At 73.4% G+C, this 25,035-nt stretch carries 28 protein-coding genes; 15 read left to right on the top strand and 13 right to left on the bottom strand.

From position 1 onward, the window contains the following. Positions 1 to 107: 107 nt before the first annotated feature. Both lpdA and ABZ497_RS33815 read right to left on the bottom strand, forming a co-directional pair. Positions 108 to 1,514, bottom strand: coding sequence for a dihydrolipoyl dehydrogenase (gene lpdA, locus ABZ497_RS33820; RefSeq protein ID WP_359811206.1), 1,407 nt, complete (start codon positions 1,512 to 1,514; stop codon positions 108 to 110). A gap of 206 nt (positions 1,515 to 1,720) precedes the next feature. Continuing rightward, positions 1,721 to 3,208, bottom strand: a complete 1,488-nt coding sequence (locus tag ABZ497_RS33815) for a M28 family metallopeptidase (protein WP_359811211.1) — start codon at positions 3,206 to 3,208, stop codon at positions 1,721 to 1,723. Positions 3,209 to 3,454: 246 nt separating this feature from the next. On the opposite strand from ABZ497_RS33815, the gene ABZ497_RS33810 reads away from it, so the two are divergent. The 3 genes from ABZ497_RS33810 to ABZ497_RS33800 all read left to right on the top strand — a co-directional run bounded on the left by ABZ497_RS33810 (position 3,455) and on the right by ABZ497_RS33800 (position 5,799). Then, positions 3,455 to 3,631 carry an antitoxin gene (locus ABZ497_RS33810; RefSeq protein WP_352296742.1) on the top strand — a complete coding sequence of 59 codons (177 nt, stop codon included), beginning with the start codon at positions 3,455 to 3,457 and terminating at the stop codon, positions 3,629 to 3,631. Between the two features lie 334 nt (positions 3,632 to 3,965). After that, a complete protein-coding gene (locus tag ABZ497_RS33805; protein ID WP_359811203.1) occupies positions 3,966 to 4,451 on the top strand; it encodes a TrkA C-terminal domain-containing protein in 486 nt (161 codons plus the stop codon). Between the two features lie 4 nt (positions 4,452 to 4,455). Further along, positions 4,456 to 5,799, top strand: coding sequence for a cation:proton antiporter (locus ABZ497_RS33800; RefSeq protein WP_359811200.1), 1,344 nt, complete (start codon positions 4,456 to 4,458; stop codon positions 5,797 to 5,799). 19 nt (positions 5,800 to 5,818) lie between these two features. On the opposite strand, the gene ABZ497_RS33795 is transcribed toward ABZ497_RS33800, so the two are convergent. Continuing rightward, positions 5,819 to 5,998 carry a hypothetical protein gene (locus ABZ497_RS33795; RefSeq protein ID WP_329485814.1) on the bottom strand — a complete coding sequence of 60 codons (180 nt, stop codon included), beginning with the start codon at positions 5,996 to 5,998 and terminating at the stop codon, positions 5,819 to 5,821. 74 nt (positions 5,999 to 6,072) lie between these two features. On the opposite strand from ABZ497_RS33795, the gene ABZ497_RS33790 reads away from it, so the two are divergent. Continuing rightward, complete coding sequence (locus ABZ497_RS33790) at positions 6,073 to 6,657, top strand: TetR/AcrR family transcriptional regulator (protein WP_359811198.1); 585 nt, start codon at positions 6,073 to 6,075, stop codon at positions 6,655 to 6,657. Then, a complete protein-coding gene (locus ABZ497_RS33785) occupies positions 6,654 to 8,048 on the top strand; it encodes an MFS transporter (protein WP_359811195.1) in 1,395 nt (464 codons plus the stop codon). The genes ABZ497_RS33790 and ABZ497_RS33785 overlap by 4 nt, the downstream gene beginning before the upstream one ends. Positions 8,049 to 8,213: 165 nt before the next feature. Here ABZ497_RS33785 and ABZ497_RS33780 read toward each other — a convergent pair whose 3' ends face one another. After that, positions 8,214 to 9,584 carry an MATE family efflux transporter gene (locus ABZ497_RS33780; protein ID WP_359811192.1) on the bottom strand — a complete coding sequence of 457 codons (1,371 nt, stop codon included), beginning with the start codon at positions 9,582 to 9,584 and terminating at the stop codon, positions 8,214 to 8,216. A 155-nt stretch (positions 9,585 to 9,739) separates the two neighbouring features. On the opposite strand from ABZ497_RS33780, the gene ABZ497_RS33775 reads away from it, so the two are divergent. From ABZ497_RS33775 to fabV, 8 genes are all read left to right on the top strand, one after another. Beyond that, complete coding sequence (locus ABZ497_RS33775) at positions 9,740 to 10,279, top strand: PadR family transcriptional regulator (protein WP_359811190.1); 540 nt, start codon at positions 9,740 to 9,742, stop codon at positions 10,277 to 10,279. A gap of 191 nt (positions 10,280 to 10,470) precedes the next feature. Next, positions 10,471 to 11,376, top strand: coding sequence for a class I SAM-dependent methyltransferase (locus ABZ497_RS33770; RefSeq protein WP_359811187.1), 906 nt, complete (start codon positions 10,471 to 10,473; stop codon positions 11,374 to 11,376). Between the two features lie 177 nt (positions 11,377 to 11,553). Beyond that, positions 11,554 to 12,177: a hypothetical protein gene (locus ABZ497_RS33765; protein WP_359811184.1), complete on the top strand. Its 624-nt coding sequence runs from the start codon at positions 11,554 to 11,556 to the stop codon at positions 12,175 to 12,177. A gap of 124 nt (positions 12,178 to 12,301) precedes the next feature. Next, a complete protein-coding gene (locus ABZ497_RS33760) occupies positions 12,302 to 13,234 on the top strand; it encodes an acyltransferase domain-containing protein (protein ID WP_359811181.1) in 933 nt (310 codons plus the stop codon). A gap of 346 nt (positions 13,235 to 13,580) precedes the next feature. Further along, a complete protein-coding gene (locus ABZ497_RS33755) occupies positions 13,581 to 14,465 on the top strand; it encodes an isocitrate lyase/PEP mutase family protein (RefSeq protein WP_329485822.1) in 885 nt (294 codons plus the stop codon). A 332-nt stretch (positions 14,466 to 14,797) separates the two neighbouring features. After that, positions 14,798 to 14,989: a hypothetical protein gene (locus ABZ497_RS33750; protein WP_329485823.1), complete on the top strand. Its 192-nt coding sequence runs from the start codon at positions 14,798 to 14,800 to the stop codon at positions 14,987 to 14,989. Between the two features lie 209 nt (positions 14,990 to 15,198). Beyond that, the gene (locus ABZ497_RS33745) at positions 15,199 to 16,260 is read left to right on the top strand and encodes a bile acid:sodium symporter family protein (protein WP_359811209.1); all 1,062 of its coding nucleotides are present in this window, start codon (positions 15,199 to 15,201) and stop codon (positions 16,258 to 16,260) included. Between the two features lie 267 nt (positions 16,261 to 16,527). Beyond that, positions 16,528 to 17,742 carry an enoyl-[acyl-carrier-protein] reductase FabV gene (gene fabV, locus ABZ497_RS33740; protein WP_359811178.1) on the top strand — a complete coding sequence of 405 codons (1,215 nt, stop codon included), beginning with the start codon at positions 16,528 to 16,530 and terminating at the stop codon, positions 17,740 to 17,742. A 149-nt stretch (positions 17,743 to 17,891) separates the two neighbouring features. Here the strand turns inward: fabV and ABZ497_RS33735 are convergent, their stop codons facing one another. From ABZ497_RS33735 to ABZ497_RS33725, 3 genes are all read right to left on the bottom strand, one after another. Beyond that, complete coding sequence (locus ABZ497_RS33735) at positions 17,892 to 18,038, bottom strand: hypothetical protein (RefSeq protein ID WP_359811175.1); 147 nt, start codon at positions 18,036 to 18,038, stop codon at positions 17,892 to 17,894. 201 nt (positions 18,039 to 18,239) lie between these two features. After that, on the bottom strand, positions 18,240 to 18,356 hold the full coding sequence (locus tag ABZ497_RS33730; RefSeq protein WP_359811172.1) for an NAD(P)-binding protein: 117 nt from the start codon (positions 18,354 to 18,356) through the stop codon (positions 18,240 to 18,242). Further along, positions 18,353 to 18,835: a hypothetical protein gene (locus ABZ497_RS33725; protein WP_359811170.1), complete on the bottom strand. Its 483-nt coding sequence runs from the start codon at positions 18,833 to 18,835 to the stop codon at positions 18,353 to 18,355. The genes ABZ497_RS33730 and ABZ497_RS33725 overlap by 4 nt, the downstream gene beginning before the upstream one ends. Positions 18,836 to 19,200: 365 nt before the next feature. Between ABZ497_RS33725 and ABZ497_RS33720 the strand changes: the two genes are divergently transcribed. Then, a complete protein-coding gene (locus ABZ497_RS33720) occupies positions 19,201 to 20,043 on the top strand; it encodes a DUF4389 domain-containing protein (RefSeq protein WP_359811167.1) in 843 nt (280 codons plus the stop codon). Between the two features lie 26 nt (positions 20,044 to 20,069). On the opposite strand, the gene ABZ497_RS33715 is transcribed toward ABZ497_RS33720, so the two are convergent. Together ABZ497_RS33715 and ABZ497_RS33710 are read right to left on the bottom strand one after the other, a co-directional pair. After that, the gene (locus ABZ497_RS33715) at positions 20,070 to 20,426 is read right to left on the bottom strand and encodes an MmcQ/YjbR family DNA-binding protein (RefSeq protein WP_359811164.1); all 357 of its coding nucleotides are present in this window, start codon (positions 20,424 to 20,426) and stop codon (positions 20,070 to 20,072) included. 77 nt (positions 20,427 to 20,503) lie between these two features. After that, positions 20,504 to 21,037: a cupin domain-containing protein gene (locus ABZ497_RS33710; RefSeq protein WP_359811161.1), complete on the bottom strand. Its 534-nt coding sequence runs from the start codon at positions 21,035 to 21,037 to the stop codon at positions 20,504 to 20,506. A 143-nt stretch (positions 21,038 to 21,180) separates the two neighbouring features. Between ABZ497_RS33710 and ABZ497_RS33705 the strand changes: the two genes are divergently transcribed. Continuing rightward, complete coding sequence (locus ABZ497_RS33705) at positions 21,181 to 22,095, top strand: LysR family transcriptional regulator (protein WP_359811158.1); 915 nt, start codon at positions 21,181 to 21,183, stop codon at positions 22,093 to 22,095. Here the strand turns inward: ABZ497_RS33705 and ABZ497_RS33700 are convergent. From ABZ497_RS33700 to ABZ497_RS33685, 4 genes are all read right to left on the bottom strand, one after another. Continuing rightward, positions 22,092 to 23,129: a LuxR C-terminal-related transcriptional regulator gene (locus ABZ497_RS33700; RefSeq protein WP_359811155.1), complete on the bottom strand. Its 1,038-nt coding sequence runs from the start codon at positions 23,127 to 23,129 to the stop codon at positions 22,092 to 22,094. The two genes, ABZ497_RS33705 and ABZ497_RS33700, sit on opposite strands and share 4 nt — an antisense overlap. A 23-nt stretch (positions 23,130 to 23,152) precedes the next feature. Beyond that, entirely contained in the window at positions 23,153 to 23,593 is a 441-nt protein-coding gene (locus ABZ497_RS33695) for an ester cyclase (RefSeq protein ID WP_359811152.1), read from the bottom strand. 124 nt (positions 23,594 to 23,717) lie between these two features. Continuing rightward, positions 23,718 to 23,924: a DUF397 domain-containing protein gene (locus ABZ497_RS33690; RefSeq protein ID WP_359811150.1), complete on the bottom strand. Its 207-nt coding sequence runs from the start codon at positions 23,922 to 23,924 to the stop codon at positions 23,718 to 23,720. After that, the gene (locus tag ABZ497_RS33685) at positions 23,921 to 24,751 is read right to left on the bottom strand and encodes a helix-turn-helix transcriptional regulator (RefSeq protein ID WP_359811147.1); all 831 of its coding nucleotides are present in this window, start codon (positions 24,749 to 24,751) and stop codon (positions 23,921 to 23,923) included. The genes ABZ497_RS33690 and ABZ497_RS33685 overlap by 4 nt, the downstream gene beginning before the upstream one ends. Positions 24,752 to 25,035: the final 284 nt, after the last annotated feature.

Here is a 25,035-nt window from a genome sequence, read left to right as displayed (position 1 = left end):
GGGGGTGGGCAGTTCGTGGTCGGTCAGGTCGTGTGTCATCGGCGACTACTCCAGCGGATGCGGGGCCCGCCCGGCACCCCGGGAGCGCGCTCCCGGGTGAGCCCTCGTCACATGTTGATCATGTGCCCGGCCAGGCCGTGGACGGCCTCCTTGACCGCCTCGCCGAGCGTCGGGTGGGCGTGCACGTTGCGGGCCACCTCGTGCACGGTGAGGTCCCACTGCTGGGCCAGCGTCAGCTCCGGCAGCAGCTCGGTGACCTCGGGGCCGATCAGGTGGGCGCCCAGCAGCTCGCCGTGCTTGCCGTCGCTGATCACCTTGACGAAGCCGATCGGGTGGCCGAGCCCGTGCGCCTTGCCGTTGGCGGTGAACGGGAACTTGGCGACCTTGACGTCGTACCCCTGCTCGCGGGCCTGCGCCTCGGTGTACCCGAAGCTGGCGATCTGCGGCTGGCAGTAGGTGGCGCGCGGGATCATCACGAAGTCGAGCTCCATGGTCTCGGCCCCGCCGATGGTCTCGGCGGCGATCACGCCCATCGACTCGGCCGCGTGGGCCAGCATCAGCTTGGCCGTCACGTCACCGATCGCGAAGATGTGGTCGACGCTGGTGCGGCCCCGGCCGTCGACGTCGATCGCGCCGCGGTCGGTGAGCTTCACCCCGGTGTTCTCCAGGCCGTAGCCGTTCACCCGGGGCGCGAAGCCGATCGCCTGGAGCACCTTGTCGGCCTCCAGCACCTGCTGCTGACCGTCGCGGGTGACGGTGACCCTGACCTTGGCGGCCGGGTCGCTGTCGTCGATCGACTCCACCCGGGTCGAGGTGAGCACCTCGATGCCGAGCTTGCGGTACTGCTTGCCGAGCTCGGCGGAGACCTCGGCGTCCTCCAGCGGCACCATCCGGTCGAGGAACTCGACGATGGTGACCTTCACGCCGTAGTTGTGCAGCACGTACGCGAACTCGACGCCGATCGCGCCGGCGCCCGCGATGATGATGCTGCCCGGCAGCTCCTCGGTGAGGATCTGCTCCTCGTAGGTGACCACGCGCTCGCTGAGGCTGGTGCCGGGGAGCAGCCGGGTGGTGGCGCCGGCCGCGATGACGCAGTGGTCGAAGGTGACGACCTCGAAGCCGCCGCCGCTCAGCGCGACCTGGAGGGTGCGGTCGTCGACGAAGGTGCCCCGGCCGTCGTACTCGGTGATGCCGTTCTTCTTCATCAGGTAGTGGACGCCCTTGACCCGGCCGTCGGCGACGGTCCGGCTGCGGCGGAACGCCTCGCCGAAGTCGAAGCTCACCGTGCCCTCGACCTTGATGCCGAAGGTCTTGGCCTCCTTGGTGAAGATGTGCGCCAGCTCGGCGTTGCGCAGCAGGGCCTTGGAGGGGATGCAGCCGACGTTGAGACAGACCCCGCCCCAGTACTTGGCCTCGATGACGGCGGTCCGCAGGCCCAGCTGGGCGGCCCGGACGGCGGCGGTGTAGCCGCCGGGACCCGCGCCGAGGACGACGACGTCGTAGTGCGTGCTCATGATGCTGACTCCTCCGAGGGTGTCACGGTGACGTGATCTCGGTGCCATGGTGTCAGCAGCCCGGGCGGCGCACTCATCGGCCCCGGCCGACCGGCCGCCGTCCGGGTGCGGCCCGGGAGCGCGACGGGGAAAGGGCGCGGCGCAGCGGGGAACGGCGGGGAACGGGGCGGCTCCGGGGCCCCGCCCGGTGGCGGGGCCCCGGGCGGTCAGGCCGAGACCTCGTGGGTGTGGCCCTCGTGGAGGCCGCCACCGCTGCCGGCCTGGCCCTCGGTGTGCTGCGGCACCACCGGCGCGTGCAGCGAGGAGAGGTCCCAGGCGTAGGTGCCGACGGCGTCGGCGATCACGTCGATGTTGACGTCGAAGGCCAACAGGTCGAGGTTGCCCAGGTTGTCGCAGGCCTTGTGGTAGCACGTGTCGAACGCCACCCCGGCCGTGCCGCCGTAACGCGCCGCCTGCGCCGCGGACTTGATCACCTCGGCGCCGGTGTCGGTGCCGCCCGCCGGGATCCCCGCGTCGATGAACGGGCCGTAGTCGGAGCGGCCGGTGAAGTCGGTGCCCTCGTGCGGCAGGCCCCGGCGGTCCAGGTAGTCGGTGATGCGCCGCTCCAGTTGCGCCGAGCCGTCCGGGCCGGGGCCGGAGCCGACGTGGTCGGAGTCGTCGCCGTCGTAGACGAACTGGGCGGAGTTGGGCGAGGCGATCATGTCGAAGTTCAGATAGAGCTTGATCTTCTTCTGCTCGGCCGCGGAGAGTGACGCCACGTAGGCCTCGGAGCCCTTGAGGCCGAACTCCTCGGCCGACCACCAGGCGAACCTGACCTTGTTCCTGACCGGCCGGTCGCCGAGGTTCTTCGCCACCTCCAGGACGCCCGCCGAGCCGGAGCCGTTGTCGTTGATGCCCGGGCCCGCCACCACGGAGTCCAGGTGGGAGCCGATGACGACGGTGTTCGCCGGATCGCCGCCGCGGGTCTCGGCGATGACGTTCCAGGTCTTGCGCTTCTCCATGAGGGTACGGATGTCCAGGCTCACCGTGACCGGCCCGGCGGCGGCCTTGGCGACCAGCGCCTCGCCCGCCGCCCTGCTGATCCCGCCGGTCGGGACGCGGCCGGCGGTCGGCTCCCCGAGGGTGCCGTTGAGGTCGCCGTCGGTGTTGTTGTAGACGAGGACGCCGGTCGCACCGGCGTCCGCCGCCGCGGCCGCCTTGACGGCGAAGCTGCAGCCGCCGCGCTTGATCAGCGCGATCCGGCCGGTGAACGCGCCGGCCGCGTAGTCCCCCGCCTCGCAGCCGGTGGTGTCGTCCGCCGGGACGACCGCGAGCGGGGCGGTCAGACCGGCCGCCGGGCCGCCGACGGAGTACGTCATGGCGATCACCGGTACGTCCTCGGCCTGGGGGGACACCACCGTCAGTTTCTGCGCGAGGGCCTGGAAGAAGGTGTACTCGAATTCCTGCTTCGACACCTTCAGACCGGCCTGGCGGGCCTGCTCGTAGACGTAGCGCGCCGACTCGTCGTGGCCGCGGGAGCCCGCCACCCGGTTGCCGCCGTTGCGGTCCGCGACCCGCTGCAGTGCGGCCAGCGTCCGGCGGGCGCTGCCGGCGCTGCTCTCCTCGACGAGCCGGGCGGCCAGCTTGGCTCCCTTGCGGCCCGGGTCCGGTGCGGCCGCGGCGCTCCCGGCGCCGACCAGCAGCAGCGGGGTCACCAGGGCCGCGACCGCCAGCGCGGAGCTCGCGACCCGGGTGGTGCGGGCAGCGCCCGGGCGGGGTGAGACGGTCGGGCGGCGGGTCCGAGCATTCACGGCAGGTCCTTCCGAGAGTCCATGGAGATCCCGATTTGACATGCCCCGGGCCACCTTGCCAACCCTGCCGCGAAAGCTGACCGGATGCGGACATCCGGCGGCGCGGTGATCCTGGAGGGGAGGGGCCGTCTCATCCAGGAGGGTGACCGAATGTCCATGATCGACAAGATCAAGCAGATGCTGAAGGGCCACGAGGACCAGGCGGACAAGGCCGTCGACAAGGCCGGTGACACCGTCGACCAACGGACCCAGGGCAAGTACAGCGGCCACGTCGACACGGCCCAGGACAAGGTCAAGGACCAGTTCCGCGACCAGCCTCCCCAGTAGCCCGCCGACGCAGTCCGGACACACGGGTCCGGTACCCCGGCCGGGTGAGCGCGACCACGCGCGCACCCGGCCGGGGTACCGCGCGTCCACGGCCGGACGAGCGCTCCCCTCGGACCGTACGGGCGCCCGCGGGGACCCTCTCACCAGGAGGGCTTTACACAGTCATTACCATTGGCACGGTAGCGCTTCCGCGTGTCGCACACGGCGCGGCGCCGTTCACCCGTCCGGGTGAGCGGCCGCCCCGCCGGGCCGGCCCAGTTCCGGCGGACGGCCGGCCCTGTTCCGGCGGACGTCGCGCACGCCAGCGGGAAGCCCTGACGAGAGGACAGCCGTCGTGTCGATCCCCCGTGTCCGGACCACTCCCCTGCCCGGCGTCGGCGTCCAGTACGACCTCACCACCCGAGAACAACGGCACCTGTCCGTCATCGCCCACCGGGACGGCTCACGCAGCCTCAACGTCTACCGCTCGGACGACCCCGACGCCTGCGCCCAGGCGTTCCGGCTGACGGCCGAGGAGTCCACCGCCTTGGTCGACGCCCTGACGCCCGCTCACCACAACCCGGGCCTGCTGCACACCACCGACCTGGGCCTGGTCGCCGAACGCCTCCCCGTCGAGGGCGCCTCGCACTGGAACGGCCGGGTGCTCGGCGAGACCCGGATGCGCACCGAGACCGGCGCCTCGATCGTCGCCGTGCTGCGCCGCACCGGCGCCGTGCCCTCCCCGACCCCCGACTTCCGGCTGGCCGGCGGGGACATCCTGATCGTGATCGGCACCCGCGAGGGCGTGGACGCCGCCGCCGCGATCCTGGGCAGGGAGTGATCGGATGCACACCGCAAGCGTCTTCATCGAACTCGGCTCGGTCATCCTGGTCCTCGGCCTGCTCGGCCGAATAGCCGGCCGGTACGGGTTCTCGCCCATCCCGCTCTACCTGCTCGGCGGACTGGCCTTCGGCAAGGGCGGCCTGCTGCCGCTCAGCGCCAGCGAGGAGTTCGTGGCCACCGGCGCCGAGATCGGCGTCGTCCTGCTGCTGCTGATGCTGGGTCTGGAGTACACCGCCGCCGACCTGGTGACCAACCTCAAGGCCCAGTACCCGGCCGGCGCCGTCGACTTCGTGCTCAACGCACTGCCCGGCGCGGCCGCCGCCCTGCTCCTCGGCTGGGGCCCGGTCGCCGCCGTGGTGCTGGCCGGCGTCACCTGGATCTCCTCCTCCGGGGTGATCGCCAAGGTGCTCGGCGACCTCGGCCGGCTCGGCAACCGGGAGACCCCGGTGATCCTCAGCATCCTGGTGCTGGAGGACCTCGCGATGGCCGTCTACCTGCCGATCCTGACCGCGCTGCTGGCCGGCGCCGGCCTGCTCGCCGGCTCGCTCACCCTCGCCATCGCGCTCGCCACCGCGGGCGCCGTGCTCTTCGTCGCGCTCCGCTACGGCCGGGTGATCTCGAAGTTCGTCTCGCACGACGACCCGGAGAAGCTGCTGCTGGTCGTCCTCGGACTGACCCTGCTGGTGGCCGGCCTCGCGCAGCAGCTCCAGGTGTCCGCCGCGGTCGGGGCGTTCCTGGTCGGCATCGCCCTCTCCGGCGAGGCCGCCGAGGGCGCGCACACCCTGCTCAGCCCGCTGCGGGACCTCTTCGCGGCGGTCTTCTTCGTCTTCTTCGGGCTCAGCACGGATCCGACGAGCATCCCGCCCGTCCTGCTGCCCGCGCTGCTACTGGCCGTGGTCACCGCGCTCACCAAGGTGGCGACGGGGTACTGGGCCGCCCGCCGGGCCGGGATCGGCGAACGCGGCCGCTGGCGGGCCGGCGGCGCGCTGGTCTCGCGCGGGGAGTTCTCCATCGTCATCGCCGGTCTGGCCGTCACCGCGGGCATCGAGCCCGAACTCGGGCCGTTCGCCACCGCGTACGTGCTGATCCTGGTGGTCACCGGCCCGCTCGCGGCCCGGTACACCCAGCCCGCGGTGGAGCGCCTCGGGGCGCTGCGCGGGCGCTGGGCTCCGGCGGCCCGGGTCTCGCCGGGCGCCGAACGGCTGCCCGACGCCGGGGCGAGCGACGCCGCCACGGTGCCGGAGGCGATCACGTTCGAGGGACCGGAGCCGGCGGAGCTCGTTCAGGACGGGTTCGCGCAGGACGGGTTCGCGCAGGAGCAGCCGGCCAACGGGCTGCCGCGCTGAGGCCGGGGCCCGGGGCGGATCAGTCGGACCGGTCCGCCCCGGGGCCGGGCTCCCGGCCCGACCCGGGCCGGCGGCCGGGCTCGGGGTCCGGCACCGCACCGCAGTTCTCGCAGGGCTGCCGCCCGGCCCGCTCGCGCAGCCGGCCGCACTCCGGGCAGACCCGGTCCAGCCAGCACGCCGATTCGCCGCCTTCGTCCACACCGCCGATTCTGCCCGGCCCACCCCCGCGACGGCGAGTAGACACTGTCTACTCGCTCCTGGTAGACAGTGTCTATGACTGATCAGGGTTCGGGCCTGCGCGCCCGGCTGGTGGCGGCCGGCGTCGAACTGGTGACGGCTCAGGGGGTCCACGCGCTCTCGCTGCGCGAGATCGCCCGCCAGGCCGGCGTCTCGCACGGCGCGCCGCGCCGCTACTTCGCCACCCACGTCGAGCTGCTGTCCGCCATCGCCCGGCACGGCTTCGACGAGCTGGCCGCCGACCTCACCCGTGCGACGGCCGGCGCGGGCCCGGGCCCGCGCGAGCGGCTCGCCGCACTCGCCCGCGGCTACCTCGGCTTCGCCGCCGCCCAGCCCGGCATGTTCGAGCTGATGTTCCGCCACGACCTGCTGGAGGGCAGCGGCATCGGCCTGCGGCGGACCAGCCTCCCGCTCTTCCGGACCTTCACCGCCCTGGTCGCCGAGGTGCGGCCACCGAGCGGCGCGGAGCCCGCGGCGGCGGCCGCCGCACTCTGGGCCAACCTGCACGGGCTCGCCCAGCTCCGCGCCTGGGGCAGCCTCCAACTCGCCACCGGCAGCGACGACATCGAGCCGCTGCTGCACGCCGCCCTGGCCGCCCACCTGGGCCCGGAGGCCCGGTGAACACGCCCGCCCGCCGGCGCCTCACCCTCGCCGGGAGCATCACCGGCGCCTCCATCGTGGCCCTGGACGGCACCGTCCTCACCGTCGCCCGGCCCGCCATGCAGCACGACCTCAACGCCTCCTTCACCGCCGTCCAGTGGACCAGCACCGCCTACCTGATCGCGGTGGCGAGCCTGCTGGTCTTCGCCGGCCGGCTGGGTGACCGCTACGGCCACCAACGCGTCTTCGCCGTGGGCGTGCTGGGCTTCGCCGCCGTATCGGCCGGGATCGGCCTGGCGCCCGGCATCGGCTGGGTGATCGGCCTGCGCGTCGCCCAGGGCGTGGCGGGCGCGCTGCTGCAGCCCGCCACCCTGGGCATGCTGCGCGCGGCCTACCCGGCCGACCGGCTCGCGATGCCGATCGCCCTGCGCACCGGCGCGATCGGCCTGGCGGCCGCCGCCGGACCGGTCGTCGGCGGGGCGCTGACCGCCCAACTGGGCTGGCGGGCGGTCTTCTTCCTCACCGTCCTCCCCGCCGTCGCGGCCGGGCTCGCCGCGCTGGCCGTGCGGATTCCGCAGCCACCCACCGACCGGTCCGCCGGCGCCCTGCGCGCGCTCGACCTGCCGGGCGCCGCCCTGCTCGCGGCGGCGCTGGTCTGCCTGGTGCACACGCTCGTCGGGGTGCCCGAGCACGGCCGGCCGGCCGCCACCGTGTTCGGCCTGCTCGCCGCGACCCTGCTCGGCACCGCCTTCGTCCACCAACAGCGGCGCGCGGCACACCCGTTGCTGCCGCCGCGGGTGTTCGCCCCGCCCACCGTCGCGTCCTCGCTCGGGGTGCTGCTGACCGCGTCCGCGGCGCTCTTCGGGACGTTGTTCCTGGCCACCTACTTCCTCCAGGACGTGCTCGGGCTGGACCCGTTCCAGTCCGGCGTCCGGGCGTTGCCGCTGGCCGTCACGATGGTCGCCGCCGCCCCGGCCGCCGCGGTGCTGCTGCGCCGCCACGGGGCCCGGGCCACCGCCGGGGCCGGGATGCTGCTGCTCACGCTCGGCACCCTGCTCGCGGCCCGGTTCGACGAGTCCTCCGGGGCCGTCGCGATCGGCGGCAGCTTCCTCCTGCTGGGCAGCGGGTTCGGGGCGGTGATGGTCACCGCGACGGCCGCCCTCGTCCGCGACGCCTCGGTGGCGGACGCGGGCGTCGCCGGCGGGCTCCAGCAGACCGTGATGAACATCGGCCCGGCCCTGGGGACCGCCGCCGCGACCACCCTCACCGCCGGCCGTCCGCTCGTGACCGCCATGGGCCCGGCCCTGCTGGTCCTCGCGGCCACGGCGGCGGTCGGCGTCCTGCTCGCGACCCGCCTCCCGACCCGGGCCCGGGCGGCGGGGGTGGTGGAGGCGACGCGGCCGGGGCACTGAACCGGTCACTCCCCCGCAAGTGCGTTCGGCCCTTCGGTCGGTGCCCTCGGGCCCGTCGATCGCTTCACGCCGTCGAGTTGTCGACGATTTCGGCGGTCTCCACGTACCCGATGGACGGCGCCGCGCCTTGGAGACCGGTTGCTCGCCCGCGCATCGGGGTGAGCGTCACTCCACCGGGGCCCGAAGCGGGGTCTGCCCGGTGGGTTCGGCCGCGCCAACCGGCTCGGCGGGCTCGCCCACCGGTCCGGGGGTTCGGCGGCGCTTCGGGGCCGGCAGGCGCATCAGGATCAGCTGGGTCAGCGCGCCCACCGCCATGCCGGTCCAGAGTCCGTTCACCCCGAGCGGGACCGACAGGGCCACGCCGGCGGCGAGTTGGACGGCGAGTCCGAGCAGGCTGGCCGTCACCAGGCGGCGGCCCGCGCCGGTGGCCTGGAGCACGCCGCCGAGGGTCACCACCAGGGCGTACGGCAGTACGTAGAGCCCGGCCATCCGCAGGTAGCCGACGGCCTGGGCGGCGACCGCGTCGTCCCGGGTGAAGAGCGCGGTCACCGGCACCGCGAGCGCCGCGCAGAGGACGGCGGCGCCCGCGCCGAGGGTGCCGGCCAGCCGGGCGGTGTCACGGCCCAGGGTGCGCAGCCCCGCCGTGTCGCCCGCGCCGGTCAGCCGGGCCGCCTCGATGGCGGCGGCCTGCCGTACGGCGTAGAAGGCCATGGTCACGACCAGCATCACGCGGTAGCCCACGCCGTAGCCGGCGACCGCCGGTACGCCGAAGGACGCGACCAGGGCGAGCTGCACCGTGCCGACGCCCATCCGGGCGGTGAAGTCGAGGCCGAACGAGGCTCCGGCGGAGACGATCCGGCGGGCCTCCGGCAGGAGCCCGCCCGCCGGGGGCGCGGTCCGGCGGCGCCGGCGCCGGAGCAGCAGCGTGACGGCGAAGGTGAGGGCGCGCGCGGTGGTCAGGGCGAGCGCCGCGCCCCTCACGCCGAGGGCCGGGAACGGTCCCGGTCCGAGGATCAGCAGCGGGTCGAGGAGGAGCAGCAGCGCGTTGGTCAGCAGGGCGAGCCGCATCGGCGTCCGGGTGTCGCCGGTGCCCTTGAAGAGCTCGTCGGCCACCCGCTGGCCGAAGAAGAGTCCGGCGGCGGGGAAGGCGATCGCGAAGTAGTCCGCGGCGAGTCCGGCGGCGGGGCCGTCCAGAAAGGCGTCCGCGATCGGGTGGCGCAGCAGGAAGCCGGGGACGGCGAGCAGCAGGCTGCCGAGGGCGCAGAGCCGCCAGGCCGCCCGCGCGGTCCGGCCGGCCGCCGCGCGGTCCCCGGCGCCGACGGCGTGCGAGATCCGGACGGTGGTGCCGGAGGCGACCACCAGGACCAGGCCCAGCAGGAGGTTCTCTACGGTGCCCGCGAGGGTGACGGCGGCGACGGCGGGCGCGCCGAGCCCGCCGACCCAGTACGTGCTGATGACCGAGGCGATCACCCCGGACAGGAGTCCGGCGTAGACCGGCCCCGCCAATCCGATCAGCCTCGGCAGATGTCCTCGCACGTCGCCCCCCGGTTCCGTCGGCAGCGCTCGGCCGCCCTCATGGTGTCTCTTGGTGTCTCTAGGTGTCTCGAACAGAGATACATCGTTTAGAGGCACATCGGCAAGAGGTACCATGACGCCCGAACGGCGCGTGCGACGACGGAAGGGCTTCACCGGTGCTCACCCTCGCGATCCTCGGCTTCCTGTACGACGAGCCGCTGCACGGCTACGAGTTGAAGTCACGGATCACCGGCCTGACCGGCCACGCCCGGCCGGTCAGCGACGGCGCCCTCTACCCCGCCATCGCCCGTCTGGAGAAGGCCGGACTGCTGGAGCGCCGCAGCGAGCCCGGCAGCGGTGCCGCGCCGCGGCAGGTCCTGGAGCTCACCGCGGCGGGCCGGGCCGAACTCGAGCGCCGGCTGGCCGACCCGGCCGAGGCCGAGATCTCCGACCAGATCCGCTTCTTCACCGTGGCCGCCTTCCTCGACCGCCTCACCGACCCGGTCGCGCAGGCCGCGGTCCTGCGGCGCCGGCTGGCGTTCCTGGAGGCACCGAGCAGCTTCTTCTACGACGCGCAGGGCCGCCCGGTCGCAGCCGAGCAGGAGTCCAGCCCGTTCCGGCGCGGCATGCTGCTGGTCGCCCGCGCGTCCGGCGCCGCCGAGCGGGCCTGGCTGGCCGGGACGATCGCCGAACTGGAGGGCGGCCGGGCGTCCTGAGGCGGGCGGTGGGAGAGGCTCGGAAGGGCCGCCGCCCGCGGGCGCCCGGGGCGTGGTCGGGCCCCCGGACAAGGGTGCGAAACGGTCCACCGATTCCTGTCCCGGGCCTGGCGCAACTGGGGCGTGTCGTCGCTATGATGATCCGCCTCACACCATGGCGCCGCCGCGGGGTGAACCGTACGCGCCGGGCCATGCCCGCACCCCTGGAGGCCGCCGTGCCCACTGCCGACACCGGAACCGCCCGCCCGCAGCAGCTGACGCGCGACGGCATCCCCGGCTGGTTCTTCAAGGTCGACCAGGAGGCCTTCGCCCACTTCCTCACCGAACAGAGCGCGGCCGGGCACACCGGCGACATCCTCGAACTGGGCACCTACCTCGGCCGGAGCGCCGTCCTGCTCGGGGACCACCTCCGGCCCGGCGAGCAGCTGACCGTCTGCGACCTGTTCGACTCCGAAGCGGGCGACGCCGACAACGCCGCCGAGATGACGATGTCCTACCGCAAGACCCTGACCAGGAGCGCCTTCGAGGCCAACTACCTCACGTTCCACCCGCGGTTGCCGGTCATCGTGCAGGCCCCCACCTCGGTACTGGCCGACCGCCGGATCCCGGACGGCAGTTGCCGCTTCGTCCACATCGACGCCTCGCACCTCTACGAGCACGTGGCCGGGGACATCGAGGTCGCCCGGGCGGCACTGGGCGAGAACGGGCTGGTCGCGCTCGACGACTACCGCTCGGAGCACACCCCGGGCGTCTCGGCGGCGGTCTGGCAGGCGGTGTTCACCGGCGGGCTGCGGCCCGTGCTGCTCACCCCCATGAAGTTCTACGGGACTTGGGGGGACGCCGGGGAACTCCAGCGGGTGCTGCTCGGCCGGGACTGGCGGGCCGGCGGCTACACGGTGGACGAGGACGCCATCGCCGGTGCGCGGGTGGTGCGGCTGAAGTACGCGGTCAAGCCGGGCGCGGCCCAGGCGCACCGCTCGGCCCCGCGGCGCCTGGCGCTGGACCTGCTGCCGCCGGTCGCCACCCGCGCGACCAGGCGGCTGCTCCAGGCGCTGCGCGATCGCCGTGCGGGCCGGCCGGTGGTCCGTACCGGCTGATCCCGTACCGGCTGGTCCCGCGCCGGCGTTCGCGGGGAGGGACGGGCGGCCCCCGGCCGGGACGGGCAGGGCCGGCCGCCCCTCCCGCCGGGGCCGGGCGGATGGCATCGATCCCGCTCGGTAGGCTGTCGCGATGCACCGGACCACCACCACGCCGACCCCCTCCGAGCTGCCCGGATGAGCGTCTTCCTGCCTCCCGAGCCGCCGGCCTTCGCCACCGCCTCACCCCGCGAACGGGTCGCGCGGGTCCTCACCGAATCGCTGGCGCCCGCCCATCTGGTCATCGCCCTGCTGCTGCTCGTCGGCGCGCACAGCACCGAGGGCTGGTCCGGGGCCGGCTGGGGCCTGCTGGCCGCGCTGTTCTGCGGCGTGGTGCCGCTCGGCATCATCGCCCTCGGGGTGCGGCGCGGCGCGCTGACCGACAAGCACCTCCGGGTCCGCCGCCAACGCGTCGTCCCGATGGCCGCCAGCCTGCTGTCGGTGGTGGCGGGCGTGGCCCTGCTGTACGCGCTGGACGCCCCGGCGGAGGTCGCCGCCCTGGTCGTGGCGATGCTGGCCGGCCTGGTGTCGGCGCTCGCCGTCACGGTCTGGTGGCAGATATCCCTGCACAACGCCGTGGCCGGGGGCACCGCGATGATCCTGGTGCTGGCGTTCGGCCCGGCGGCGCTGCCGGTCGCGGCGGCCGCGCCGGTGGCGGTGGGCTGGTCGCGGCTGGTGCTGAAGGCCCACACGGCCGCGCAGGTGCTCGCCGGCACGGCGCTCGGCGGTGTCTGCGCCGTGGTGTTCGCGCTGCTGCGCTGAGCCCCGGCCCGCCCTCGGCCCGCCCCGGGCCCGCGCTTGGCCCCTCCCCGGACCCGGCGGCCGCACCGCACCGCACCGCACCGATAGGGTCGGCGGGTCGCCGCCGGGCCCTGAGGAGGTCGCGTTGGAGCCGGTCACGCTGCCGGACGCGGAGCAGCTGCCCGAGGCGCTGCTCGAACTCGCCGTCCCGTTCGAGGAGGTGAACGCCGTCCTGGCCGCGCGCACCCGGCTGGCCCGGGACGACGGGCTGCGGGCCGCGTTCGACGAGGCCCTGCGCGAGCAGGTGGCGGCGGTCGGGACACTCGGCCGGCCGTCGGGTCTCCATGGCAGCCGGCCGGCGGGGTTCGAGGCGGACGGACACCTCCTGACCCTGCTCTTCGTCGCCCTCGCCCCGCACGCCCGGGCGTACCACCGTGCCCTCGGGATCGGCCCGGCGGTGACCAGGAGCACCCTGGCCGACCTCGGCCGGCAGCTGGTGGTGAGCCGTTGGCGGGGCCACCCCGGCGGGCTGGGCAACCCCTCCTGGCTGACCCTGCACTTCCGGGGCGAGCTGTACCAGCTCGGCCGGCTCCAGTTCCAGCGCAAGCGGCTCACCGGGGCGGACGCCGAATCGGCGGCCGCGGCCGGGTTCGGCCCGTGGAGCCTGCAGTTGCACATCCCCGACCACAGCGGACCGCTCTCTGCCGAGGCCTGCGACCGTGCGCTGGCCCGGGCCCGCGACTTCTTCGCCCGGCACTTCCCCACCGAGCCGTACCCGACGGCGTTCATCTCCTCCTGGCTGCTGGATCCTCAGCTCCGCCGCCACCTGCCGGAGGACTCCAACATCGTCCGGTTCCAGAAACGGTTCACCCCGCTGCGTCCGCCGGGCGAGCCGGCGGACGACAACCCGCTCCGCTACGTCTTCGGCGACAGCGGCCGGCCGCTGGAGTCGCTGCCCCGGGACACCCCGCTCCAGCGGGCCCTGGTGGACCACCTGCGCGCGGGCGGCCACTGGTACGTCGTCGGCGGGTGGCTGAGGCTCGGCGAGGACGACGTGCTCGGCGAGGACGACGCCTGACCGGTGGTCAGGACCGCCACGGCCCCAGGGGCGCGGAGCGGCCCGGAGGAATCCGGAGGCCGGGCCCCGGTGTGCCCTGCGCGCCCTGCGTGCCCTGCGCGCCCACGGCGGATTCTCCTACGCCATTCCGATTGATATGACTGCGCATCACTCACACGGGGGAACTTCATTTAAAGATTTGCCCACGGAACATTAAAGGCCGCATAGTGAGAGTGCCTCATTTGGCCCTAGTGATGGCCAAGTTCAGGCAAAGTCCGGTGCGCGTCGCGCCCGGGCGGTAGCCGGCTGTCAGCCGGTCCCGCCGCCCGCCGCGCCGCGCCCCACCTCGGCAGGTGAGGAGAAGGCAATGCTTCACGAAGACACGGCGCCGGGCTACGGGCAGCGCCTCCGCGAGGACGTCGCGGCCCAGGGGACGACCCCGCTCATCGGCGTCTACGACATGTACTCGGCCTCGATCGCGGCCGAGCACTACAACGGCATGTTCGTCTCGGGCTTCGGCTTCGCGGCGTCCTACTACGGCCTGCCGGACATCGGGTTCATCGCCTGGCCCGACATGGTGGCCTTCGTCGAGCGGCTGCGCGGCGCGTTCCCGCAGCACCATCTCCTGGTCGACATCGACGACGGCTACGTCGATCCGGAGGTGGCCTGCCACGTGGTGCGCAGGCTGGAGCGGATCGGCGCCTCCGGCGTCATCCTGGAGGACCAGAAGCGCCCGCGCCGCTGCGGCCACGCCGACGGCAAGCAGGTCCTGCCGCTGGAGGAGTACCTGGAGAAGCTCGACCAGGTCCTCGCCGCCCGCACCGACCTCGTGGTGGTGGCCCGGACGGATGCCACCGAGGAGAGTGACATCCTGCTGCGGGCCGAGGCGCTCGCGGCCACCGACGCCGACATCGTCCTGGTGGACGGAGTGCGCAGCGAGGAGTGGATCCGCCGGATCCGGCAGGTCGTGGGGGACAAGCCGCTGCTGTTCAACCAGATCGCCGGTGGCAAGTCCCCCCGGCTCTCGCTCTCCGAGCTGGGCGAGCTCGGCGTCGACGTCGCCATCTACAGCACTCCCTGCCTGTTCGCGGCGCACCGCGCGATGGACGAGGCGCTGGCCGGGCTGAAGGTGGCCGACGGCCGACTCCCGGCCCCCGCCGAGGACAGCCCCCAGATCGGGGTCCGGGAGTCCACCGAGTTGCTGGAGCGGAACATCGCCCGCCCGCGCCGGCGCGAGGCGGTAGGAGCGTGACGTCCGCATCGCGCGGCGGGGCGCGGCCGGGCGCGGCGGCGGACGGCTCGGCGGCGGACGGCTCGGTGTCGGGGGGCTCGGTGTCGGGGGGCTCGGCGTCGGGCGACTCGGCGTCGGGCGACTCGCGGCGGGGCCGTTCGGTCCCGCGCGGGCCGGCACCGAATCGCGCACCGGTGTCGGCCGGGGAGGTATCTCCGAGGCGTCGGGCCCTGTGGCCTCCGGCCCTGTGGCGCTCGGCCCTGTGGCGCCCGGCCGCCGCCGCTCTGTTCGGCGCCTGCGTTCTGCTCGGTGGGGCCGCCTCGCCCGCGGTGGCGGGCGGCAGCCTGATCACCGTGATCGACAACTCCCACTCGGACTCGTTGGTGAGCACCGACTCGCTCCTGGAGATCGACAAGTCGGGCAACCTGCAGTCCGGACAGGGCACGGCGGGCAGTGACCAGGGGCCGGCCAATGCCCTGGTGGGCACGGTGCTGGGGATCGCGCCGGTCACCGCGGTCGACTCGTCGGCAGGGAGCGACGAATGAGCGGCGGGCTCCGGCACCGGGCTCATGGGCCCGGGGCCGGCCCGCCGGGTACGCCGGATCAGCAAGGTTCGTCGGGCCCGCCCGGCCCGCCGGATCGGGCTGCTGCGGGGCCGGACGGCCCGGAGGCCGTGGCAGCGGGCCCGAGTGCGGGGTCGGACGGCCCGGCGGCCGCGCCGCCCGGGCCCGCTCCGGCTCGACGCGGGCTCCGGCTGCGCGGGCTCGACCCGTACGTGGCGGCGCTGGCGGGTACCGTCCTGCTCGCCACCTTGCTGCCCGCCACCGGTCGGGCCGCCCGGGGGGCGGAGCTGGCCTGCGACCTCGCGGTCGGCTTGCTCTTCTTCCTGTACGGGGCCCGGCTCTCCGCCCGCGAGACGCTGGCCGGGCTGCGCCACCTCCGGCTGCACGGCCTGGTCCTGGCCTGCACCTTCGTCCTCTTCCCCCTGCTCGGGCTCGCCACCGCCGCCCTGACACCCCGTCCGCTCACCGAACAGCTGCAGACCGGCGTGCTGTTCCTCTGCCTCGTCCCGTCGACGGTGCAGTCCTCGGTGGCGCTCACCGGCGCCGCTCGCGGCAACGTCCCGGCTGCCATCTGCGCGGGCACCTACTCCAGCCTCGCCGGCCTGCTCCTCACGCCGCTGCTGGCCGCCTGGCTGCTGGGCGCCCACACCGCCCTGTCCGCCGACGGCCTGCTGCGGATCGGTGCGCAACTGCTCGTGCCGTTCCTCCTCGGGCAGGCGCTGCGCCCGAGGATCGGCGGGTTCCTCACCAGGCACAAACGCCTCCTCACCCCGGTGGACCGGGGGTCGATCCTGCTCGTCGTCTACACCGCCTTCAGCGCGGCGGTGGCCCAGGGCATCTGGAGCATGACCACCCCCACCGCCCTGCTCGGCCTGCTGGCGGTGCTGCTCGCCCTGCTCGCCACCACCGTCGCCCTCACCGGGCTCGGCGCCCGCCTGCTGGGGCTCGACCGGGCGTCCGGCATCGCGGCCGTCCTCTGCGGCTCACAGAAGAGCCTGGCGAACGGCCTGCCGATGGCGACCGTCCTGTTCGGACCGCAGGCCGGGCTGCTGGTGATGCCGTTGATGGTGTACCACCAGCTCCAGCTGATCGCCGGCACGCTCCTCGCCGGCCGCTGGTCACGGGCTCCGGACCCTTCCGAGGAGGAGCCGGCCGCCGCCGGCGGGGAGAGCGGCGTCCACACCGAGAGGGAGCCGGAGGCCGCGGTGTCCGGTCGCGAGGAGCCACTCCCGGTCGGCCGGTCGCAGGACTGACCGGTCCCCGAGCGCTGCCCGAGAACGTCCACCCGGCCCCGCCGGGACCACCGGGCGCGAGCGCGGAACTCCCCCCGAGCGGCCCTGGCCAGCAGGTCGGGGCCGCTCCTCGCCCGGCCGTACATGGTGGAAACACTCCAAGATCGTCTCGCGATCATTGTTCCTGGCAGGGCCCACGGCCCGCATGCGACCTGGAACAGACTGGCAGGGCGCGGTGGCCCGGTCGGCCGCCGCGCTCCTGTCACGGCCGACCCAAGGACTGCCATCGTGAACGAGCGTGTTCTCACTCCCCGCAACCGGGGGTTCCTCTTTCTCGACTCCCACCCGGCCGGGTGCGGGCAGTCGGTGGCCGACATGTGGCAGGCCTGCCCCGCCCCGGCCGCTCCGCCGGAGGGCGACGGGCCGGTGGCGCTGGTCATCGGTTCCTCCGCCGGGTACGGTCTGGCGGCCACGCTCGCCGGTCTCAAGCGGGCGGGTATCCGCGGTATCGGCGTGTCCTTCGAGAAGGCCCCCACCGCACGCCGCACCGCGACGGCCGGCTGGTACCGCACCGCCGCCACCGCCGACCTGGCCCGCGCCGCCGGGCGGGACATGGTCTTCCTCAACGGTGACGCGTTCTCCGACGCGATGAAGGAGCAGGTCGCCGATCTCGTGGAGCAGCGGTTCGGCGGCCGACTGGACCACCTGATCTACTCGGTGGCCGCGCCCCGGCGTACCGACCCGGAGACCGGCACCACCTACGCCTCGGTCCTCAAGCCGATCGGCGGGGTGAACCGCACCAAGACCCTGGTCTTCGACGAGGACGGCGTGCCCGAGGTCCGCGAGGTCGAGACCGGGCCGGCCGAGGGCGACGACGTGGCACAGACCGTGGCCGTGATGGGCGGCGCCGACTGGGAACGCTGGATCGACCACCTCGCCGGGCGGGGGCTGCTCGCCGAGGGGTTCAGCACCGCCGCGCTCTCCTACATCGGCTCGTCGCTGACGGCGGCGATCTACCGGCAGGGCACCATCGGCGCGGCCAAGGCCCACCTGGAGGCCACCGCCCGCACCCTCGACGCGCGGCTCGGCAGGACGGTGGGCGGGCGGGCCGTGACCTCCGTCAACGGCGCCGCCGTCACCCAGTCCTCCACCGCGATCCCCGGCATCGCCCTCTACACCGGCCTGCTGCGCGGCGTCCTCGGGGGCGGCCTCGTCCCGCCGATCCACCAGCTCGCCGCCCTGTGGGACCAGCTCACCGGCACCGCCCCGCTCGCCCTGGACGACGAGGGCCGGGTCCGCCTGGACACCTTCGAACTGACCGACGACGTCCAGGCCGCCGTCGCGGCCCGCTGGGAGAGCGCCACCACGGCGACCATCGCCGACCTGGCCGACCTCGACTGGTTCCGCGCCGAGGTCCGCCGCCTCTACGGCTTCTCGGTGCCCGGCATCGACTACACCGCCCCGGTCGCCACCGACATCCCCTGGCCCGACCACACCTCCTGAGCAATGCCCCCGGCCGGGACGGGCCGGCTGCCTCAGGGGCCCGCCGGGGTGGTGCGCGCGGTAGGGGGGTGGTGCCGGGCAGGTGTCGCCGACGACGTGCAGCGGCATCGCCGTCCACACCTTCCGCCCGGGAGGTCGCGCCGGACGGATCAGCGCCCCGCTGCTCGTCGTGCCCGCTCGATCCGGGCGAGGGAGCCGATCCCGACAACGATGAGAGCAACGACCCCGAGCTTCTTGACCGGGTCTTCCCAGAGCAGGTGGATCATCCATTGGGCTATGCCATGCGTTTCATTCACAGGGGTGATCGTATGTAGAGCCTGAGGGCGTTCCTGCTGGTGAGAGCCGGATCGCGGCAACGATCCGGTGTCAGTTCAACGCGGTACCCGTGCCGCCGTCCCAAGTACACCGGCCGAATGTGCTGTTCCGAGATGACCGTCGTCCGGGGGGCTGACAGCGGCTCCGGAGGCGGGCGGGGTGCCGGACGGCGAGTCAGCCGGTCAGGCCCGCCCGGCCTCCAGGACGAGGACGCGCCAGCCCTGCGCTCCGAGCCGCTCGGCGACCAGCGAGCCGGCGAAGCCCGCGCCGACCACGACGGCGTCCCAGCGCGCGCTCATCGGCCGCCGCCGTACTGCGGCGCCTCGGCCCAGCTGCCGTGTCCGGGCGCGGCGGTGCCGGGCGCGGCGCCCTGGAAGGTGCGCCACATCAGGCCCCGGTCGTAGGCGCGGGGCGAGGAGGGCTGTTCGCCGGGCCAGGCGCCGACGTACCAGAGGTGGACGAGGGCGTGTTCGTCACGGACCCGGCGGGCCAGCAGGGTGCGGTGGTGCTCGTGGGCCATGCCGGTGGCGCGCAGTTCCCCCTCGTCGAAGCCGGTGAGGCCGGCGGAGATCCGGAGGAACTCGTCGAAGTCCGCGAGGGCGTCGTGCTCGGCACCGTCGTCGTCCTCACGGTCCTCGCGGTCGCGGTCCGCGTGCACACGGTCCGCATGGCGACGGTCCGCGTGGTCGTCGAAGTCGAAGCGGTCGGCACGTCGGTGACGGCCGTCCTGCCCGTCACGGCCCCAGAAGCGGTCGTCGTGGTCGTCGATGGCTGGCAACCGGGTACCCCCACACATGAGCACTGCATGGCCGAGACATGACACAGCAGCGGCACGGCCGACCGCCGTTGCGATCATTCCTCCCGACACCGGGGCGAGAGGCTCGATGCCAGAAACTGATCGACCCTGATCGACACGAGACCATTCAAAGCGCGAGCTCGATCACCCGAACCATCGGAAGTGTACGAATCAGCCGCGCCCAGCGGGGCACGCGAGGGCGCGGTCCGGCCCGGGCGACAGCGTTCCGCGCCGCACGGCGGTCGCCCGGGCGGCCCAGCGCAGCGCGCGAAGGCGCCGGGCGGCTGCGATCTTCGGAGCACACGGCGGTGTACCGCCGTGCCTGGTGTCGAGACCTGGAGGCCCGGATGTGGCAGGCTCCCCCCGCGCCCGCTCCCTCGGACAGCGAGTGGCTGCCGGTGCTGGACATGTCCCCGCCGGGCCCGCAGAACCGGCTCACCGTGCTGGTGCGGATCCTGTTGCTGATCCCGCAGTTCATCGTGGTCTGGGCGCTATCGGTGGTGGCGTTCTTCGTCACCGTGATCGGCTGGTTCGGTGCGCTGTTCCTCGGCCGGCTACCGGGCTTCGCCGCCGACTACCTGTCGGGGTACGTCCCCTACGAGACCCGGGTGAACGCGTACCTGCTGCTCACCCACGACCGCTACCCGCCCTTCGCGTTCCGGACCCCGGGCTACCCGGTACAGGTCGAACTGCGGCCCGGTGAGCTCAACCGGCTCGCGGTGTTCTTCCGGATCATCCTGGCCATCCCCGCGATGATCATCCAGGCCGTGCTGTACAGCGGCTGGTGGACGGTCGCCTTCATCAGCTGGCTGGTGGTCCTGATCCTGGGCCGGATGCCGCAGGCCCTGTTCGAGGCCACCGCGGCGATCCTGCGCTACCGGATGCGGTACCTGGCGTATCTGCTGATGCTCACCTCCGCCTATCCGAAGCGGCTGTTCGGCGACGAGCCGACCACCGCGCCGAGCGGGCCGGTGTCGGGGACCCACCCCCTGGTGCTGAGCAGCGGCGGGCGCGGCCTGCTGGTGGCGTTCCTCGTGATCGGCGTGCTCTCCTCGGCCGCGGGCTCGATCACGTCGACGTTCACGGACGACGACGATGACACCAAGAGCGTCACCGGCCCCCCGGTGCCGGGCCCACTCGCCCCCGGCCCCGGTTCCCCCGCCGTCCACCACGCCCGGCTCCTTCCCTGACCCGGCCCATGCCGCGGGCCTGAGCGCTACGACGCGCCGCTCTCCCCCAGGTACTCGGCCGCGACCTTCTTCGGGACGACCATCCGCCAGGCCTCGACGACCAGTTCACGCATCTCGGCCGCGTCGACGACGTCCGTGCGGACCTGCACCCAGTTGAACCGCTCGTCCGCCGGCTCCGGCATCAGGAACTTCTGCGGCTCGGCCGCGACCAGGGCCACCCGCTCCTCCTTGGGGAAGGCGAAGCCCATGACCGTCTCGTCCCGCGAGAACGCCAGGTAGACGATCCCCCGGACCCGGAACTTGACCCGGTCCCTGACCAGCGCCTCCTCGGTACGCGGCAGGGACCGGGCCAGGGTGCGCACCTCTTCGACCGTGATCGCCATGCGGCGAGCCTCTCACGCCGCACTGACAGCGGCCGGGACCACACCGCCGAGACCACACGCCGGCCCAGGTGTCCGGTTCAGGCGCGGGACCGGGCCTGCTGCCAGAGCGCGGGATCCGTGAAGTGCACGTCGTAGCGGTCCTGTTCGGGGAGGAGCCGGTCGAAGGTGTCCAGCCCGGCGGCGACCCGGCCGAGATGGCGGAAGTACCCGAAGCGCTCCACCGCGGGTGTCATCACCACGAGCAGGGCGGCGGTCCGGCCGGGTGCCGCGCCGAAGGCGTGCGGCAGCCCGGGCGGGACGACCACCAGGTCGCCCACGGCGGCGGCCCTGGACCGGTCACCCAGCAGGAACTCCGCGACGCCGCCGAGCACGTAGAACAGCTCGGAGGACCGCGCGTGGAAGTGCGGCCGGGCGCCGTCCGCCCCCTCCGCCAGGACGAGGCGGTTGACGCCGAACGCGCCGCCGCCCGGCGCGTCGGCACCACTGCCGCCACCGTCGGCCAGCAGGTGGAAGGCGCTACCCGCGGACAGGGCGACGCGCTCGGCGTCGGCCGCCCGGACGAGCAGCGGCTCGCGGATCGCTTCGGGGGTGGTGGGGTACGGGGTCGGCATCGGTACGTCCTTCGTGGGTAAGCGACTGATCGGATCCATTCGAACGCGGGAATAGCGGGCGAACCAGGAGCAGTTGGCGATGACACCGATCAGTGATCGCGATCGGTCGGGGACGCGGCGGAAGACGACGACGGACGGGGAGCATGGAACTCCGGCAACTGGCGTACGCGGTGGCGGTGGCCGACGAGGGCGGGTTCGGGCGCGCCGCCGATCGGCTGGGCATCGTGCAGTCGGCCGTCAGCCAGCAGGTCATGCGGCTGGAGCGCGAGCTGGGGGTGATCCTCTTCGACCGTTCGACCCGGCGCGTCCGGCCGACCGCCGCCGGTGAGCGCCTGCTGCCGGAGGCCCGCGCCGTCCTCGCGGCGGCCGACCGCACCCGCCGGGTGGCGGCCGAGATCGCGGCCGGGGCCGAGGGCGTACTCCGGCTCGGCGCCGTCCACGGGCCCGGCGACCGGCTCTACGACGTCCTGTCCGCACTGTCGGACCTCGCGCCGCAGCTCCGCGTCCGGCTCACCCGGGCCGCGCCGCCGGAACGGCTCGCCCAAGTCCGCTCGGGCACGCTGGACGCCGCCTTCGTACGCGGCCCGGCCGCCGTCCCCGGGCTGGAGCTGCTCCCGCTCTGGAGCGACCCGCTGTACGCCGCCCTGCCGGCCGACCACCCGGCGGCCGCGCTCGATCCGCTCCGCCCGGCCGACCTGCGCGACCTGCCGCTGCGCCTGGCCCCCCGCGCGCGGAACCCGCCCTTCCACGACCTGATCACCGCCGCCTGGCAGGCGGCCGACCTCGGCACACCGGTCACCGGGCCGCCGTTCACCACGCTGCGCGAGACGCTCACGGAGATCGCCGACGACGCGCCCTCGTGGACGGTCCTCTACCGGGTGTCCGGCCTGCCCCCGGTCCCCCGGATCGCCTACCGCCCACTCGCGGGCCTCACCGTCACCACGTCGCTCGCGGTGCGCAGCGGCCCGCCTCCCCCGGCACTGCGCCGGCTCCTTGAGGCGGTCCACCGCAGTTCGGCCCCGACGAAGCCGTCACCCGCCACGAGGACCGGTCGTTAGGCGAACCCGGACAGGTCCGCCAGCACCACGGCCACCAGCTCGCGGCGACTGCGCACACCGAACTTGTCGAAGACGGCGGTCAGGTGCTCCTGCACGGTGTTGGCGGAGATGTGGAGTTCGTCGACCAGCTGGCGGGTGGACCGCCCCCGGATGACCAGGGCGGCGACCCGGGTCTGAGCGTCGGTGAGTCCGTGGGCGCTGAGCAGGACCGCGCCGAGTTCCGCCGGTCGGGCCGGTTCCACCACCACGCCGATCTGCGCGCCCAGGCGACTGGTGTGCAGGGCGAGCCACCGGCCGGAGCGCCCTCGGACGCGGACGGTCGAGGGCACCGGCCCGGCGGCGGCCGCGAGCACGCTGACCGGGAGCAGACCCGCGTCCTGCCGGTCGCCGTCGGGGAGGTCGGTCAGCCACTGCTCGGCCTCGGGGCTCATGGACACCGTCCTGAGCGCGGAGTCGAGCAGGATGAGGCCAACCCCGTCCGGGCCGGTGGTGGCGTTCGGAGGCGGTAGCGCGGTCACCGCCGTGCGCAGACCGGCCGCCAGAACCGGAGCGACGCGTCGGACCAGGGCGGTCTCCTCCTCGGTGAAGCCCGGCGAGGAGGCCTCCCGGTGCAGGCAGAGCACTCCCCAGCAGCGGTGCCCGGTGACCAGAGCGGCGCGCAGTTCGTCGCCGAGCCCCAGCGGGGCCATGATCTCCCGGTAGCGGGCGCTGTCCGTCCGGCTGCCCTCGGTGGCCCGGTCAAGCGACCCGACCGGATCCGCCGCCCCGGCGAGACCCGCGAACTTGTTGACGTCCGCCTGCCCGAACTCGTTGTCGAGGAACAGCGCCGTCACGGGGCCGAGCGGGTCCTCGGCGGTCGCCGAGGTGAACAGCAGCGTCACCGGATCGACGGTCGCGGAGAAGGCCGCCTCCGCCGGCACCACCCGGCGCAGACGGCCGACGATCTCCGTGCCCAGCGCGGCGGTGTCCAGCCCGCTGCGGCACCGTCGCTCGATGTCGGCGAGTCGGCGTTCCACGCCCGCGCCTGCCACCACGTACATCAGCGTACGCCGCCCGACTACCCCGGGCCCGGGACGAGCCCGAGCTGGCGCAGCAGCCCCAGCTCGTCGAGCCGGCCCCAGCGTTCGACGATGCGGCCCTCCCGGATCCGGAAGATGTTGATCCCCCGCAGCGTGACGGTACGGCCGGTGGGCGGCGCGCCGAAGATCTCGCCACGCTGGGTGCCACTGGCGCTGAAGTGCTCCACGACCATGTCACCCTCGGCGACGAGGAAGTCGGGCATGGCGTGCCAGTCGGGGAACGCGCCGCGGAACAGCACGGCGGCCGCGCGCATGCCCTCACGACTGGTGTCGGTGCCGACCGGGGGGTCGTGGTTGAGGAAGTCCTCGGCGAGGTACTCGTCGACCGCCGCGAGGTCGCCCTGGGTGAACAGTGCGTCGATGAAGGCACACACGATCTCCCGGTTGTCTGTGGTTCGGGTCTGCTCGATGGTGTCCATAGCCACAGTCTTGGACGCCGCCCGGGCCCCCGGTACCCCAACAACCTGGGGTTTCGCACCCGGGACATCCGGTGGAAAGGGCCCCGACCGGGTCGCCGGTCGAGGCCCTCACACGCAGGCAAGCTCAGACGGCGCCGAACTCACCCGTACGCACACCGGCGATGAACGACTGCCAGGCATCGTTGGGGAAGACGAGCGCGGGGCCCTCGGGGTCCTTGGAGTCGCGCACGGGGACAGCACCCGGAACGCTCGCGGAGACCTCCACGCACTCGCCACCATTGGTGGAGTACGACGACTTGGCCCAGGATGCGCCGGAGAGATCAGGGTTCATGGGGCTAGCTCCTTCCGAGCCTTGTGGATCAGTGCCAGGGATGCCGCCTTGGGCAGCGCTTCCACCACCAACTGATCGTACTGTCTCTCCCAACCCGTGACCGTCTCGCGGGTTCGCTCAAGATGGCCGCGAGCATGCGACTCGGCATAACCGACGACCGAACCGTCCGGGAGGTCCAGCAAGGTCACTGGCAGTGCGAACGGCAGATTCTCTCCGAGGTCAAACGGGGCGACCTGAACGGTGATGTTCGGCTGAGCAGCCAACTCCGCCAAGCGATCGAGCTGTTTCAACATGATGCCCTGCCCACCGACCTGCCGAACCAAGCAACTCTCGTCCAGTACTGCGTGGATCAGGGGCGCTTTCTCTTTACTCAGGAGGCGCTGACGTGTTGCCAGGAACTCGACGCGCTCCTCAGCCTCGGACCGTGTGATCGCCCCCCTCTGGACAGCAGCACGAGCCAGCGCCTCGGCGTACTCGGGCACCTGCAATAGCCCTGTCACGATCGTCAGCGCAAAGGTACGCAGTCGACGGCAACGCGCTTCCGCATCAGCGAACTCCGGGAAGCCCTCCAAGAGACTGGCCTTGGAGTACCGGCGCCACAGCTCATGGAACGTCCCACCTGTCTCGAACACCTCATCAGCCTTAACTGCGAAGCTATGAGTTACAGACTTCTTCGCTCGTTCGACGTACGAGACCATCGCATTCGAGTAACCCATCCGCAGCCCGAGTTCGGTCTGCGACCACCGCATGGCCCGCCTTGACCTGCGAAGTTCTGCGCCGAACCTCGCTAGCGGCGATGAGGTTGCGTCAAGCTCGTTGGCTGCCATGAATATTGACCCCCATAACCAGACCGAACAGTCAAGGTTAGACCCTGGCAATCGTAGAGCCACTCGGGCCACCATGGCTACACCCCGCAACAACTCGGGGACTCACAGCAACCAATGGAGCCCGCATGCCCAGCCGCCCCCGCACGCCCGCCTACCAGCCGAAGGTGGGCGAAGTCGTCCGCGACCGGGCCCACCGCTCCCCCGACGGGCAGCCCGCCGAAGGCGTCTACATGGACACCCTCGGCGGCGCCGCCTACCTCCGACCCGAAGCCGGCGGCTGCGAG

This window comes from Kitasatospora sp. NPDC005751, assembly GCF_040630835.1.
GTDB lineage: Bacteria > Actinomycetota > Actinomycetes > Streptomycetales > Streptomycetaceae > Kitasatospora.
Note: the sequence above shows the minus strand (reverse complement) of the source record. Positions and strands in the feature narration are given on the sequence as shown.